This is a genomic window from Streptomyces sp. NPDC057253 (assembly GCF_042669125.1).
Lineage (GTDB): Bacteria > Actinomycetota > Actinomycetes > Streptomycetales > Streptomycetaceae > Streptomyces.
Map to the genome: position 1 here is coordinate 1 of NZ_JBHUXV010000069.1, position 14128 is coordinate 14128.

General features: G+C 70.7%; 12 protein-coding genes. 5 read left to right on the forward strand and 7 right to left on the reverse strand.

Annotated features, from left to right (window positions below; translation table 11 throughout):
• The 5 genes from ftsH to dacB form a co-directional block, all read right to left on the reverse strand.
• Positions 1–1923, reverse strand: a 1923-nt coding sequence (gene ftsH, locus ACFULQ_RS30730) for an ATP-dependent zinc metalloprotease FtsH (protein WP_383550183.1), incomplete at its 3' end; no start/stop codon positions are given.
• Positions 1924–2107: 184 nt separating this feature from the next.
• Positions 2108–2668 carry a hypoxanthine phosphoribosyltransferase gene (gene hpt / locus ACFULQ_RS30735; protein ID WP_383550279.1) on the reverse strand — a complete coding sequence of 187 codons (561 nt, stop codon included), beginning with the start codon at positions 2666–2668 and terminating at the stop codon, positions 2108–2110.
• Positions 2669–2720: 52 nt separating this feature from the next.
• Positions 2721–3764: a tRNA lysidine(34) synthetase TilS gene (gene tilS, locus ACFULQ_RS30740; protein WP_383550186.1), complete on the reverse strand. Its 1044-nt coding sequence runs from the start codon at positions 3762–3764 to the stop codon at positions 2721–2723.
• Between the two features lie 193 nt (positions 3765–3957).
• Positions 3958–5085 (reverse strand): zinc-dependent metalloprotease, encoded by a 1128-nt coding sequence (locus ACFULQ_RS30745; protein WP_383550189.1) that lies wholly within the window; start codon positions 5083–5085, stop codon positions 3958–3960.
• A gap of 66 nt (positions 5086–5151) precedes the next feature.
• A complete protein-coding gene (gene dacB / locus ACFULQ_RS30750) occupies positions 5152–6789 on the reverse strand; it encodes a D-alanyl-D-alanine carboxypeptidase/D-alanyl-D-alanine-endopeptidase (RefSeq protein ID WP_383550192.1) in 1638 nt (545 codons plus the stop codon).
• A gap of 79 nt (positions 6790–6868) precedes the next feature.
• Between dacB and ACFULQ_RS30755 the strand changes: the two genes are divergently transcribed.
• A complete protein-coding gene (locus ACFULQ_RS30755; protein ID WP_059193998.1) occupies positions 6869–7360 on the forward strand; it encodes an inorganic diphosphatase in 492 nt (163 codons plus the stop codon).
• Between the two features lie 101 nt (positions 7361–7461).
• On the forward strand, positions 7462–9129 hold the full coding sequence (locus ACFULQ_RS30760; RefSeq protein ID WP_383550195.1) for a threonine/serine exporter ThrE family protein: 1668 nt from the start codon (positions 7462–7464) through the stop codon (positions 9127–9129).
• A 7-nt stretch (positions 9130–9136) separates the two neighbouring features.
• Here the strand turns inward: ACFULQ_RS30760 and ACFULQ_RS30765 are convergent, their stop codons facing one another.
• Complete coding sequence (locus ACFULQ_RS30765; RefSeq protein ID WP_383550197.1) at positions 9137–10012, reverse strand: DedA family protein; 876 nt, start codon at positions 10010–10012, stop codon at positions 9137–9139.
• A gap of 130 nt (positions 10013–10142) precedes the next feature.
• Between ACFULQ_RS30765 and ACFULQ_RS30770 the strand changes: the two genes are divergently transcribed.
• Positions 10143–10508, forward strand: coding sequence for a YbjQ family protein (locus tag ACFULQ_RS30770; RefSeq protein ID WP_383550200.1), 366 nt, complete (start codon positions 10143–10145; stop codon positions 10506–10508).
• A gap of 16 nt (positions 10509–10524) precedes the next feature.
• On the opposite strand, the gene ACFULQ_RS30775 is transcribed toward ACFULQ_RS30770, so the two are convergent.
• Positions 10525–11286: a MerR family transcriptional regulator gene (locus ACFULQ_RS30775; protein ID WP_383550203.1), complete on the reverse strand. Its 762-nt coding sequence runs from the start codon at positions 11284–11286 to the stop codon at positions 10525–10527.
• 117 nt (positions 11287–11403) lie between these two features.
• On the opposite strand from ACFULQ_RS30775, the gene ACFULQ_RS30780 reads away from it, so the two are divergent.
• On the forward strand, positions 11404–12687 hold the full coding sequence (locus ACFULQ_RS30780) for an ion channel protein (protein ID WP_383550205.1): 1284 nt from the start codon (positions 11404–11406) through the stop codon (positions 12685–12687).
• A gap of 31 nt (positions 12688–12718) precedes the next feature.
• Complete coding sequence (locus ACFULQ_RS30785) at positions 12719–14125, forward strand: glutamate decarboxylase (RefSeq protein ID WP_383550207.1); 1407 nt, start codon at positions 12719–12721, stop codon at positions 14123–14125.
• Positions 14126–14128 lie beyond the last annotated feature (3 nt).

Below are 14128 nucleotides of genomic sequence, written 5' to 3' on the forward strand. Positions count from 1 at the left end.
CTCCTTGGGGGAGAGCACCGGCGGACGGGTGGAGGGCGTACGCCGGGAGGAACCGGTCCAGGCCGGCCGCGGCGGACGCTTGACGATGGGGGCGAAGATCTCGGCGATCTCCTCCTTGCCCAGCGTCTCCTTCTCCAGGAGCTGGAGCACCAGGTTGTCGAGGACGTCGCGGTTCTCGACCAGGATCTCCCAGGCCTCGTTGTGCGCGTTCTCGATGAGCTTCTTGACCTCTTCGTCGACCAGCGCGGCGACCTCTTCCGAGTAGTCGCGCTGGTGAGCCATCTCACGTCCGAGGAACGGCTCGGTGTTGTCGCCGCCGAACTTGATGGCGCCCAGACGCTCGGTCATGCCGTACTGCGTGACCATCGCGCGGGCCGTGGCCGTGGCCTTCTCGATGTCGTTCGCGGCGCCGGTGGTCGGGTCGTGGAAGACCAGTTCCTCGGCGGCGCGGCCGCCCAGCATGTAGGCGAGCTGGTCCAGCATCTCGTTGCGCGTGGTCGAGTACTTGTCCTCGTCCGGCAGGACCATCGTGTAGCCGAGAGCACGGCCTCTGGAGAGGATCGTGATCTTGTGGACCGGGTCGGAGTTGGGGGAAGCCGCCGCGACCAGGGCGTGTCCGCCCTCGTGGTACGCGGTGATCTTCTTCTCCTTGTCCGACATGATCCGGGTCCGCTTCTGCGGGCCCGCGACCACACGGTCGATCGCCTCGTCGAGCATCGAGTTGTCGATCAGCTTCTTGTCGCTGCGGGCGGTGAGCAGCGCGGCCTCGTTGAGGACGTTGCTCAGGTCCGCGCCGGTGAAGCCCGGCGTGCGACGCGCGACGGCCGACAGGTCGACGTCGGGGGCGACCGGCTTGCCCTTCTGGTGGACCTTGAGGATCTCCAGACGGCCCTGCATGTCCGGGCGGTCGACCGCGATCTGACGGTCGAAGCGGCCGGGCCGCAGAAGGGCCGGGTCGAGGATGTCGGGCCGGTTCGTCGCGGCGATGAGGATCACACCGCCCTTGACGTCGAAGCCGTCCATCTCGACGAGCAGCTGGTTCAGGGTCTGCTCGCGCTCGTCGTGACCGCCGCCGAGGCCGGCGCCGCGGTGACGGCCGACCGCGTCGATCTCGTCGACGAAGACGATCGCCGGGGCGTTCGCCTTGGCCTGCTCGAACAGGTCACGGACTCGCGAGGCACCGACACCGACGAACATCTCGACGAAGTCGGAACCGGAGATCGAGTAGAAGGGGACACCCGCCTCGCCCGCGACGGCGCGCGCGAGCAGGGTCTTGCCGGTGCCGGGCGGGCCGTACAGCAGTACGCCCTTGGGGATCTTGGCCCCGACCGCCTGGAACTTCGCCGGTTCCTGGAGGAACTCCTTGATCTCCTGGAGCTCCTCGACGGCCTCGTCCGAGCCGGCGACGTCCGAGAACGTCGTCTTCGGAGTGTCCTTGGTGATGAGCTTCGCCTTGGACTTCCCGAAGTTCATGACCCGGGAGCCGCCGCCCTGCATCTGGTTCATCAGGAACAGGAAGACGACCACGATGAGGACGAAGGGGAGCAGGGAGAGCAGGATCCCGACGAAGGCGTTCTGCTTCGTCGGCGAGACGGTGTAGCCGTCCGGGATCTGCTTGTCCTGGTACTTGTTCTGCAGCACATTGGCGAGGTCACGGCCCTGGTCGCCGATGTAGCTCGCCTGGATCTTGGAGCTGCCGTCGACCTTCTCGCCGTCCTTGAGTTCGGCCTTGACGGTCTGCTCGTCGCCGGTGGTCAGCTTGACCTGCTGGACCTTGTTGTCATTGATCGCCTGGACGACCTGGCCGGTGTCCACCGTCTTGTAGCCGCCGGACGAGCCGACGACCTGCATCAACACGACCACGGCAAGGACGGCCAGCACGATCCACATGACCGGCCCACGGAAGTATCGCTTCACGTCCATCCATACGGAGCGGTGCCGCCCCGTCCCTCCTGCCATAGTGAGTTTGATAAGACAGTTCTTCTGACGGTACCCCAGCATTGTGGGCCGAAGCCGCACTGGAGGGCTTCACGAACCGTCTGCATGCTCCAACGGCGCGAAACCCGCTGGGGTTCCCGATCGTCTTACGGAGCTGGGGCCATCTGGCTCAGCCGCCGTAGACGTGGGGCGCGAGCGTACCGACGAACGGGAGGTTGCGGTACTTCTCGGCGTAGTCGAGACCGTAGCCGACGACGAACTCGTTGGGGATGTCGAAGCCCACCCACTCGACGTCGATGGCGACCTTGGCCGCGTCCGGCTTGCGCAGCAGGGTGCACACCTTGAGCGACTCCGGCTCGCGGGAGCCGAGGTTGGACAGCAGCCAGGACAGGGTCAGGCCGGAGTCGATGATGTCCTCGACGATCAGGACGTGCCGGCCCTTGATGTCGGTGTCGAGGTCCTTGAGGATCCGCACCACACCGGAGGACTGGGTGCCCGCGCCGTAGGAGGACACGGCCATCCAGTCCATGGTGACGGGGGTGGACAGCGCCCGGGCGAGGTCCGCCATGACCATCACCGCGCCCTTGAGGACGCCGACGATCAGCAGGTCCTTGCCCGCGTACTCCGCGTCGACCTTCGCGGCGAGCTCCACGAGCTTCGCGTCGATCTCTTCCTTGGTGATGAGTACCTCTTTGAGGTCGGCACCCATGTCTTTCGCGTCCACCCGCATCACTTTCGGTCGTCCCACCGGCCGCCAATACCCCCCAAAGGGGAGCAAGGATTCAGCCTTGCCGAATCACCAGTCTGCCACCCTGCCGCTGGGCGACGACCTTGCCGGGGAGATTGATGGCTCCCTGGCCGCGCCAGCCGGTGATCAGCCGGTCGATTTCCTCGATGTGGCGGGCGAAGAGCGAACCGGCCGGGGCGCCCGCCTCGATGGCCGCCTGACGGAGGATGCGGCGGCGCACGGCGGGCGGCAGGGCGTAGAGCTTGGCGCACTCCAGGAGGCCGGCGGCGTCGCGTACGGAGGCCTGGGCCTGGCGGGCCCAGGCGTCGAGGGCGTCGGCGTCGTCGCGGGAGAGCTGGGCGGTGCGGGCGAGCGCCTCGACGACTCCTTTGCCGAGCGCCTTCTCCAGGGCGGGCAGGCCCTCGTGGCGCAGCCGGGAGCGCGTGTAGGCGGGGTCGGCGTTGTGCGGGTCGTCCCAGACGGGCAGGGACTGGACCATGCAGGCCTTGCGGGCGGTCTGCCGGTCGAGTTCCAGGAAGGGGCGGCGGTAGCGGCGGGCGGCCCCCGGGCCCCCGGAGACGGCGGCCATGCCGGACAGCGAGCGGATGCCGGACCCGCGGGCGAGGCCGAGCAGGACGGTTTCGGCCTGGTCGTCGCGGGTGTGGCCGAGCAGGACGGCGGCGGCGCCGTGGCGGTCGGCGGCGGCGTCGAGGGCGGCGTAGCGGGCGTCACGGGCGGCGGCCTCGGGTCCGCCTTCGCGGCCGACGCTCACGGCGGTGGACTCGACGGGGTCCAGGCCCAGTTCGCGCAGGCGCAGGACGACTTCCTCGGCGCGCAGGTCGGAGCCGGGCTGGAGGCCGTGGTCGACGGTGACACCGCCGGCGCGGATGCCGAGCTTGGGGGCCTCGAAGGCGAGGGCGGAGGCGAGGGCCATGGAGTCGGCCCCGCCGGAGCAGGCCACGAGCACGAGCGGCGACGGCGGGCGCCGGTGCGGGGCCTGCGCCGAGTGCTCGGCGGAGGTCTGGTGTTCGTTGAGGAGGTCGTGGAGGACGCGGCGGACCGCCAGGCGTATCGCCGCGACCGCAGGATGGGGACCCATGTCCGGTTCCCTTCATGAAGTTTTCGGGGGGTGAGCCCGAGGTTCGGTCACTCAGAGTGTGTAGATGGTGACAGAACCGGGCCGTTCCCCGAGCATTGCACGCCTACCCATGGCTCACGGTCCCTCGGACGGGTGATTGAAGGGGCGTTCGCCTGCCGTCGGCCGGATTCCTCCGACACCTCGGGCGCGCGGCTCACGACTCCGCTTTGCGGTGCACCCGCGCGACCCAGTCCGCCGGTTTGGCGATCTCCGACTTGGTCGGGAGGGTGTTCGGGGACGTCCACACGCGGTTGAAGCCGTCCATGCCGACTTGGTCGACGACGGCCCGCACGAAGCGTTCGCCGTCGCGGTACTGGCGGAGCTTGGCGTCCAGGCCGAGAAGCTTGCGCAGGGCCAGGTCCAGGCGGGAGGCGCCCTTGGCCCGCCGCTGCTGGAACTTCTCGCGGATCTCGGCCACGCTCGGCACGACGGCCGGGCCGACGCCGTCCATGACGAAGTCGGCGTGGCCCTCCAGGAGGGACATCACGGCGGTGAGGCGGCCGAGGATCTCCCGCTGGGCCGGGGTCTGCACGATCTCCACGAGCGAGCGCCCGCCGTCCTCGTCCTCCTCGCCCTCGGGCCGCCCGCCGGCGAGCGACTGGGCGGCCTCGCGGATGCGTTCCAGGACGGTCATGGGGTCGACCTCGGTCTCCCCCAGGAACGACTGGATCTCGCCCTCCAGATGGTCGCGCAGCCAGGGCACCGCGGTGAACTGGGTGCGGTGGGTCTCCTCGTGCAGGCAGACCCACAGGCGGAAGTCATGCGGCTGGACGTCGAGTTCGCGCTCGACGTGCACGATGTTCGGGGCGACCAGCAGCAGCCTGCCGCCGCCGTTCTCCCCCGCCGGGAGTTCTCGGGTGGCCGGGGCGAAGGTCTCGTACTGGCCGAGGACGCGGGACGACAGGAACGACAGCAGCATGCCCAGTTCGACGCCGGTGACCTTGCCGCCGACGGCACCGAGCACCGCGCCGCCCGGGGTGTTGCCGCGGCGTTCCTGCATCTTCTCCAGGAGCGGCTTGAGGATCTCCCGGAACCCGGCGACATTGGCCCGGACCCAGCCGGGGCGGTCGACGACGAGTACGGGAGTGTCGTGGACGTCGTCCGTCGCCATCCGGGTGAAGCCGCGGACGTGTTCCTCCGAGGCCTTGGCGTGCCGGCGCAGCTCCGCGACGACGGCCCGGGCCTCGTCACGGCTCACGTCGGGGCCCGGCCGCACGAGCCGGGTCGCGGTCGCCACCGCGAGATTCCAGTCGACCATCTCGGCACCACCGATGCTCGTCATGCGTCAACCGTACGTGAGCGTTCCCACTTGGGGCAGGCCGCGCGGGCGGACAGGACGGGCGCCGGGTCAGCCGCAGCCGCAGGCCGCCAGCGCGGAGGCCGTGCGGTCGAGCGCGCGCTGGGCGGCCGCCGGGTCGGTGGTGCCGGAGGTGAGGAACGCGAAGGCGAGCAGTCGGCCGTCCTGGTCGACGACCGTCCCGGCCAGGGTGTTGACCCCGGTCAGGGTGCCCGTCTTGGCCCGTACGACGCCTGCCGCGCCGTCGGTGTAACGGCTGGTCAGGGTGCCGGTGAAGCCGGCCACGGGGAGGCCGGTGAGGACCGGGCGCAGCTCGGGGTGAGCCGGGTCGCCCGCCTTCACCAGCAGGGCGGTCAGCAGGTTCGCGGTGAGCCGGTCGGCACGGTCGAGTCCGCTGCCGTCGTGGAAGTCGGCGCCGGCGAGCGGGAGTCCGAGCTTGTCCAGCCGGCCGCGGACGGCCTTGCCGCCGCCCTCGAAGTCGGCGCGCTGCTTCGATGCCACGGCGGTCTGGCGGGCGAGGGCTTCGGCGATGTCGTTGTCGCTGTTGGTCAGCATGCGTTCGACCAGGGCGGACAGCGGCGGTGAGGAGACCTCCGCGAGGACCTCGGCGCGGCCGGTGGCCTTGGAGGGGCCGGGGGACGTGGTCCTGACGCCGTGCTCGGCGAGGAACGCGGCGAACTTCCGGGTGGCGTCCGTCGCCGGGTCCGTGACGCGCGGGGCCGGGCCGCTCATCGTGTCGTCGGTGCGGGCCTCGTCCGCCATCAGGGCGCTGACGGGGGCGAGGTTGTCGTTGACCCCGATCGGGTGGATCTCGGAACCCGCGTAGAGGGTCTTGTCGTAGGAGAGCGTGACCTTGGTGATGTCCCGCTTCTTGAGGGCCGCCGCGGTCTCCTCGGCCAGCGTGCGCAGGCTCGCCCAGCCGTCGGCGTCCGGGCGGGCGGTGAGGGTGGGATCGCCGCCACCGACGAGGACGAGCTCCTTGGTGTCGGGTTCCAGGGCCGCGCGAGTGGTGAGGCGGTGGTCGGCGCCGAGGGCCGACAGGGCGGCGACCGCGGTGGCGATCTTCGTGGTGGAGGCGGGGGTCAGCGCGGTGCCGGCGCCCGTGGCGAAGAGCCGCTTGCCGCTGGCCACGTCCACGACCGCCGCGGTGTGGCGGGCGCCCAGGGCCGGGTTGCCGAGCAGCGGACCGAGGACGGCGGCCAGGGCCTTCGCGGTCGGCGCGGACTTCACGGTCACTGCGGTGGTGCCCAGGCCGACGAGCACGGACGGGGCGCTCGGGGCGGGGCGCGGCCCGGCAGCCGCCGCCCCGGAACGGCCTTCGTGATCTGTGCCACCCAGTTGCTCCAGTGCGACCGCCCGGTCCCGCTCGGCCGTACGCTGACCCGAGGAGTCCCAGGGACCGGCGGCGGTCACCACGGTGGCGGCCAGCGCCAGACCGGCGCCGGCGGCACCGGCGGTGTACTGCCAGGTCTTGACGGTCTTCGGCCGGGACACCCTGGCAAGCCGTGCGACCTGCGGCTTCACGGCGTCGGCGGTGCGTGCGAGAGACGGCCGTACGGCGTCCGCGGCCCGGGTCAGTCCCGGGCGTACGGCGCCCGCGGCGCGTGCCAGACGCGGTCGTACGGCGTTCGCGACCCGCGCCACCCGCGGTCTCGCGTCCCGCCAAGGCCTCAGTTCAGGCACGACCAACAGCCCCTTTCGCGATCACACACCTGCGTGAGGGACACTTAACCACCAGAACTATGTGTTGATCATGGAGGAGCCACCGGTGGAGTTCGACGTCACGATCGAGATCCCGAAGGGTTCGCGGAACAAGTACGAGGTGGACCACGAGACCGGTCGGATCCGCCTGGACCGTCGACTCTTCACCTCGACCGCCTACCCGACCGACTACGGCTTCGTCGAGAACACCCTCGGCGAGGACGGCGACCCGCTGGACGCGCTGGTCATTCTTGACGAGCCGACGTTCCCGGGCTGTCTCATCAAGTGCCGTGCGATCGGCATGTTCCGCATGACGGACGAGGCCGGCGGCGACGACAAGCTGCTGTGCGTCCCGGCGACGGACCCGCGCGTCGAGCACCTGCGCGACATCCACCACGTCTCCGAGTTCGACCGCCTGGAGATCCAGCACTTCTTCGAGGTCTACAAGGACCTGGAGCCCGGCAAGTCCGTCGAGGGCGCCGACTGGGTCGGCCGTACCGACGCCGAGGCCGAGATCGAGCGGTCCTACAAGCGCTTCAAGGACCAGGGCGGCCACTGAGCCCTGTGCCACGGACGGGCCGCACGCACACGCGTGCGGCCCGTTCGCGTGCCCGCGCATACTGAGGCTTACGGAATGTGTCGTTCAGGGAGCGTTACGGAGTGACGGAGGCGGAGCACCGCAAGCCGCAGTCGGACGAGGCCAGGAGTTCCTACGACTCCGAGATCACGTCCGAGTTCGCCCTTCCCGACGGGCTCGCGATGCCGAGAACCGCCGGCGGCGAGCCGGAGACCACCTCCGAGTTCGCACTGCCCAAGGGGCTGGACGTCCCGCAGCCCCCGGCCGCGGAGCCGGAGGGGTCGGCGTTCAGCACACCCCGCACCTACAGCGCGAAGGAGGCCCCGCCCGCGTTCACCCCGCCGACCGGCATACCGGTGGTCAGCCTCACCAAGGACGTGCCCTGGCAGGACCGGATGCGCACGATGCTGCGGATGCCGGTCGCCGAACGGCCCGCGCCGGAACCGGCCGCGAAGGCGGAGGACGAGTCCGGTCCCGCCGTACCGCGCGTGCTCGACCTGACCCTCAGGATCGGCGAGCTGCTGCTCGCGGGCGGTGAGGGCGCCGAGGACGTGGAGGCGGCGATGTTCGCCGTCTGCCGGTCGTTCGGGCTGGACCGCTGCGAGCCGAACGTCACCTTCACGCTGCTGTCGATCTCGTACCAGCCCTCGCTCGTGGACGACCCCGTGACGGCGTCCAGGACCGTGCGGCGGCGCGGCACCGACTACACGCGCCTGGCGGCCGTCTTCCGGCTCGTGGACGACCTCAGCGACCCCGAGACGGCCATGACGCTGGAGGAGGCCTACCGGCGGCTCGCCGAGATCCGGCGCAACCGGCACCCGTACCCGACCTGGGTGCTCACCCTGGCGAGCGGACTGCTCGCGGGCGCCGCCTCCGTGCTCGTCGGCGGTGACCTGGTGGTGTTCGTCGCGGCCATGCTGGGCGCGATGCTCGGCGACCGGCTGGCGTGGCTGTGCGCGGGGCGGGGGCTGCCGGAGTTCTACCAGTTCACGGTCGCCGCGATGCCGCCGGCCGCGATCGGGATCGCCCTGACCCTGGCCGACGTCGACGTGAAGGCGTCCGCGGTCATCACCGGTGGGCTGTTCGCGCTGCTGCCCGGGCGGGCGCTGGTGGCGGGCGTCCAGGACGGGCTGACCGGCTTCTACATCACCGCGTCGGCGCGGCTCCTGGAGGTCATGTACTTCTTCGTGGGCATCGTCGTGGGCGTCCTGGTGATGCTCTACGTCGGCGTGCAGCTGGGGGCGCATCTCAACCCGGACGAGGCGCTGTCCACGGATCCGCGGCCGCTGTGGCAGACCGCCGCGGCGATGCTGCTGTCACTGACCTTCGCCGTGCTGCTCCAGCAGGAACGATCCACCGTGCTGGCCGTGACGCTGAACGGGGGCGTCGCCTGGTGTGTGTACGGCGCGATGCACTACACCGGCGAGTTCTCCCCGGTCGCCTCCACGGCCGTCGCGGCGGGCCTGGTGGGCCTGTTCGGGCAGCTGCTGTCCCGGTTCCGGTTCGCCTCCGCGCTGCCGTACACGACCGCGGCGATCGGGCCTCTGCTGCCGGGTTCGGCGACGTACTTCGGGCTGCTGTCGATCGCTCAGAACCAGGTCGACGAAGGGCTGGTGTCGCTGTCGAAGGCGGCGGCACTCGCCATGGCCATCGCGATCGGGGTCAACCTGGGGTCGGAGATCTCCCGGCTGTTCCTGCGGGTGGGGTCGGCGGGCAAGCGGAGGGCGGCGAAGCGGACGCGGGGGTTCTGACCCGGCTTCAGTAACCCTCGTTGTAAGGGTGCTGCTGGTTCTGGCCGCCGTACTGCTGCTGGTTGCCGTAACTCTGCGGGTACTGCTGGGCGTACGGCTGCTGCGGCTGCTGCTGGCCGTAGTACTGGTCGTAGCCGTTGTGGTGCTGCTGCGGGGGCTGGGGCGGCTGCTGCTGGTCGTTGGACGGGATGCGGCGGAGTTGGGTCGTCGCGTCGTCCATCTGGGGCTGGTACTGCTGCTGGGGCGGGGCCTGGGCCGCCGCCCGCTTCTTCTTGCCGCGCTCGCGCAGGTACTCGATGAGGATCGGGACCACCGAGACCAGGACGATCAGGACCAGGATCGCCTCGACGTTCTTCTTGATGACGTCGATCTGGCCGAGCCAGTAGCCGGCGAGGGTGACGCCGGTGCCCCAGGCCACGCCGCCGATGATGTTGTACGTCAGGAAGGTGCGGTACTTCATCCGGCCGGCGCCCGCCACGATGGGGGCGAAGGTGCGCACGATCGGGACGAAGCGGGCCAGGACGATGGCCTTGGGGCCGAACTTCTCCATGAACTCGTGGGCCTTCTCCAGGTTCTCCTGTTTGAAGAGCCTGGAGTTGGGGCGGCTGAAGAGCTTGGGGCCGAAGAACTTGCCGATCATGTAGCCGACCTGGTCGCCGAGGACGGCCGCGGCCACGATGAGCGCGCAGACCAGCCACAGGGGCTGGCTGATGTAGTTCCCCTCGGCCACGAAGAGACCCGCCGTGAACAGCAGGGAGTCACCCGGCAGGAACGCGAACAGGCCCGACTCGGCGAAGACGATCAGCAGGATGCCTGGCAGGCTGAAGGTCTGGATCAGATAGTCGGGACTGATCCACTCGGGGCCGAGCGCGAGCGTGGTCACGGGATTGTGGCTCCTGCTGGTGGGGCGGGCGGGGCTGGCTGCCCAAAAGTATCAACGCAGCCGTGGTGGCCCAGGTTCCATGGGACACCCCAGGATGCACTGTGCGCCGTCGGGGACAAAGCTGTGAGCCATGGGTATTGACGAATACGGCGGCGGCCAGGGGCCCCAGCCAGACGTGCTCGTGGTGACCACCAACGACGTGCCCGGCCACCGGGTCCAGGAGGTGCTGGGCGAGGTGTTCGGGTTGACCGTGCGGTCCCGGCACCTCGGCAGCCAGATCGGCGCGGGACTGAAGTCGATGATCGGCGGTGAGCTCAGGGGGCTCACGAAGACACTGGTGCAGACCCGCAACCAGGCGATGGAGCGGCTCGTCGAGCAGGCACGCGCGCGTGGCGCCAACGCGGTGCTCGCGTTCCGGTTCGACGTCACGGAGGCGGCGGACGTGGGCACGGAGGTGTGCGCCTACGGCACGGCCGTGATCCTGACCCGGGAGTAGACCCGGGTCAGGCCTTCTAGGAGGCGTGCCGGGCCGCGTTGGCCCTGATCGCGTCCTTCAGGTGCTCGGCGAGGCCCGGGCGCATGGAGTCGTAGAACGCCTTGAAGCGCTCGTCGGAGACGTACATCTCGGCCAGGCCGATGTGCGTCTCGTACGGGCAGTCGTAGAACCATCCGCAGATGTGCTGCCGGTGCTCCTCGGCCATGTCCATGGCCGCCGTTGAGGTCGGAGGGTCACCGGCGGCCATCAGGGCGTCGTAGCGCTCGCCCCAGTCGGCCACCTCGGCCTGCATGCGTTTCCAGTCGTCCTTGGTGTAGCGCGCGGCGCGGCGCTGGGACTCGGCGTACGCCTCGGTGCCGCCCCAGCGCTGTTCGGCCTCCTCGGCGTACCGCTCGGGGTCCTTGTCGCCGAACACCTCGAACCTCTCCTGCGGTGTCAGGTTGATGCCCATCGTGCGTGCCTCCATGGCGTGTTCCACGGCCGCCGCCATCTTCTGGAGCTTCTCGATCCGGGCGGTCAGCAGCTCGTGCTGGCGGCGCAGATGGGCGCGCGGGTCCGCGGCCGGGTCGTCGAGCAGGGCGGCGATCTCGTCGAGCGGGAAGCCGAGCTCGCGGTAGAACAGGATCCGCTGCAACCGGTCGAGGTCCTCGTCGCCGTAGCGGCGGTGACCCGCGGGGCTGCGCTCGCTGGGCACGAGCAGGCCGATGTCGTCGTAGTGGTGCAGGGTGCGCACCGTCACGCCGGCGAAGCCCGCGACCTGTCCCACGGCGTAGCTCACTTCGTCCGCTCCCTTCTCGGTACGCGCTCCACGGTGGCCCCTCACGCCGCGTGAGGTGCAAGCCCGGCAGGGAGATCTCCGGATGTCATGCCCGTTTTGTCCGCTTATCGTGAGCCCGTGGCCCAGGACACCGCGCAGCAGGCACCCGCCGCCCCGGCGACCCCGGCGCGCGCCCTGCTGCCGTTGATCCTGCCCGCCCTCGTGGTCGGTGTGGGCGCGAGTCTGCTGCTGGTCGGGGTGAGCGCGGCGGCCGAGCAGCTCCAGCACGTGCTGTGGCGGAACCTGCCGGACGCGCTGGGCGTGGGCCGGTACTCCGTGCTGTGGATGCTGGTCGTGCTCACCGCGACGGGGGCGGCCGTGGGCCTGGTGGTGTGGAAGGTGCCGGGCCACGCCGGGCCCGATCCGGCCACCATGGGGCTGAACGCTCCCGTGCTGCCGCCCGTCGTGCTGCCGGGGCTGGTCCTCGCGACCGCGCTGATGCTCGCGGGCGGGCCGAGCCTGGGCCCCGAGAACCCGCTGATCGCGGTGAACGTGGCGCTCGCCTTCTGGCTGGGCTGCCGGACGGCTCCGCGGATGCCGCGCGGGCTGTGGCCCGCGCTGGCGGAGGCGGGGACGATCGGCGCACTGTTCGGGACGCCGGTTGCGGCGGCGCTGGTGATCTCCGAGGCGCTGGCCGGGCGGCAGGTCAGGGGCGCGCTGTGGGACAACGTGTTCGGGCCCTTGGTGGCGGCCACGGCCGGCGCGCTGACCATCACTCTGGTGGCCGAACCGAGTTTCGACCTGCACCTGCCCGCGTTCGGGCGGCCCGGCTGGGGCGACCTGCTGGCGGTGCTGGTGGTCTCGTCCGCGGCGGCGCTCCTCGGCATGGCGGCCGTGCTCGCCTTCCCGTACGTCCACGGCGCGTTCGCGCGGCTGCGCCACCCGATGCTGGCACTGCCCGTCGGCGGGCTCGTCCTGGGCCTCCTGGCGGCCGTAGGAGGCCATCTGACGCTCTTCAAGGGGCTGGACGAGATCGGTGAGCTGGCGGCGGACCCGGAGGGCTGGTCGGCCGGGGAGTTCGCCACGATGGCGGTGGTGAAGCTGGCCGCGCTGCTCGTCGCCGCCTCCTGCGGCTTCCGGGGCGGGCGGATCTTCCCGGCCGTGTTCGTGGGCGTCGCCTTCGGGCTGTGCGCCCACGCGCTCGTGGACGCCGTCCATCCCGCCCTGGGCGTCGCGGCCGGAGTGCTCGGTGTGCTGCTCGCCGTCACCCGGCAGGCCTGGGTGAGCCTGTTCACCGCCGCCGTGCTGGTGGCCTCGCCCGCGATCCTCGCGCTGCTGTGCATCGGTTCCCTCATGGCCTGGCTGCTGGTGACCGGGCGGCCGCAGATGCAGTTGCGCGCGGACGGAACCCCCATCCGCTGACCCACGTTGATTTCTCTCAGGAGGCACGCCCATGCCACTGCACAAAGGGCCCGAGAAGCCCGACGAGCGTCCGATGTCCGTCAATCCCTTCTACGGCGTGGCCGATCCGGTCGGCGGGATGACCGAGGCCCCGCCCAAGCACCGGCTGCCCACCGCGCCGATGCCCCCGACGACCGCCCACCAGCTGGTCCGCGACGAGCTGATGCTGGACGGCAACTCCCGTCTGAACCTGGCCACGTTCGTCACGACCTGGATGGAGCCGCAGGCCGGGTTCCTGATGGCGGAGTGCCGGGACAAGAACATGATCGACAAGGACGAGTACCCGCGCACCGCCGAGCTGGAGCGGCGCTGTGTGGCGATGCTCGCCGACCTGTGGCACGCGCCGGATCCCTCGGCGGCGGTGGGCTGTTCGACGACCGGCTCCAGCGAGGCGTGCATGCTCGCCGGGATGGCGCTGAAGAGGCGCTGGGCCCGGCGCAACGCCGACCGCTACCCGGGGGCGCGACCGAACCTGGTCATGGGGGTCAACGTCCAGGTGTGCTGGGAGAAGTTCTGCAACTTCTGGGAGGTGGAGGCCCGGCTGGTGCCCATGGAGGGCGACCGCTTCCACCTCGACCCGCAGGCCGCGGCCGAGCTGTGCGACGAGAACACCATCGGGGTCGTGGGCATCCTCGGCTCCACCTTCGACGGCTCCTACGAGCCGATCGCGGACCTGTGCGCCGCCCTGGACGCCCTCCAGGAGCGCACCGGCCTGGACATCCCCGTGCATGTCGACGGGGCGTCCGGCGCCATGGTCGCGCCCTTCCTGGACGAGGACCTGGTGTGGGACTTCCGGCTGCCGCGCGTGGCCTCGATCAACACCTCGGGGCACAAGTACGGGCTGGTCTACCCCGGTGTCGGCTGGGCGCTGTGGCGGGACAAGGAGGCCCTGCCCGAGGAACTCGTCTTCCGCGTGAACTACCTGGGCGGCGACATGCCGACCTTCGCGCTCAACTTCTCCCGGCCCGGGGCGCAGGTCGTCGCGCAGTACTACACCTTTCTACGGCTGGGCCGCGAGGGGTACCGGGCCGTGCAGCAGTCCACGCGGGACGTGGCCCGGGGGGTCGCCGACCGTGTGGAGGCGCTCGGCGACTTCCGGCTGCTGACGCGGGGCGACGAACTCCCGGTGTTCGCGTTCACCACGGCACCGGACGTCGAGGCGTACGACGTCTTCGACGTGTCCCGGCGGCTGCGCGAGCGGGGCTGGCTGGTCCCGGCGTACACCTTCCCGCCGAACCGCGAGGACCTGTCGGTGCTGCGCGTCGTGTGCCGCAACGGCTTCTCGGCCGACCTCGCCGACCTGTTCGTGGACGACCTGACGCAACTCCTCCCGGAACTGCGCCGCCAGCCGCACCCGTACACCCAGGACAAGGGGGCGGCGACGGGCTTCCACCACTAGGCC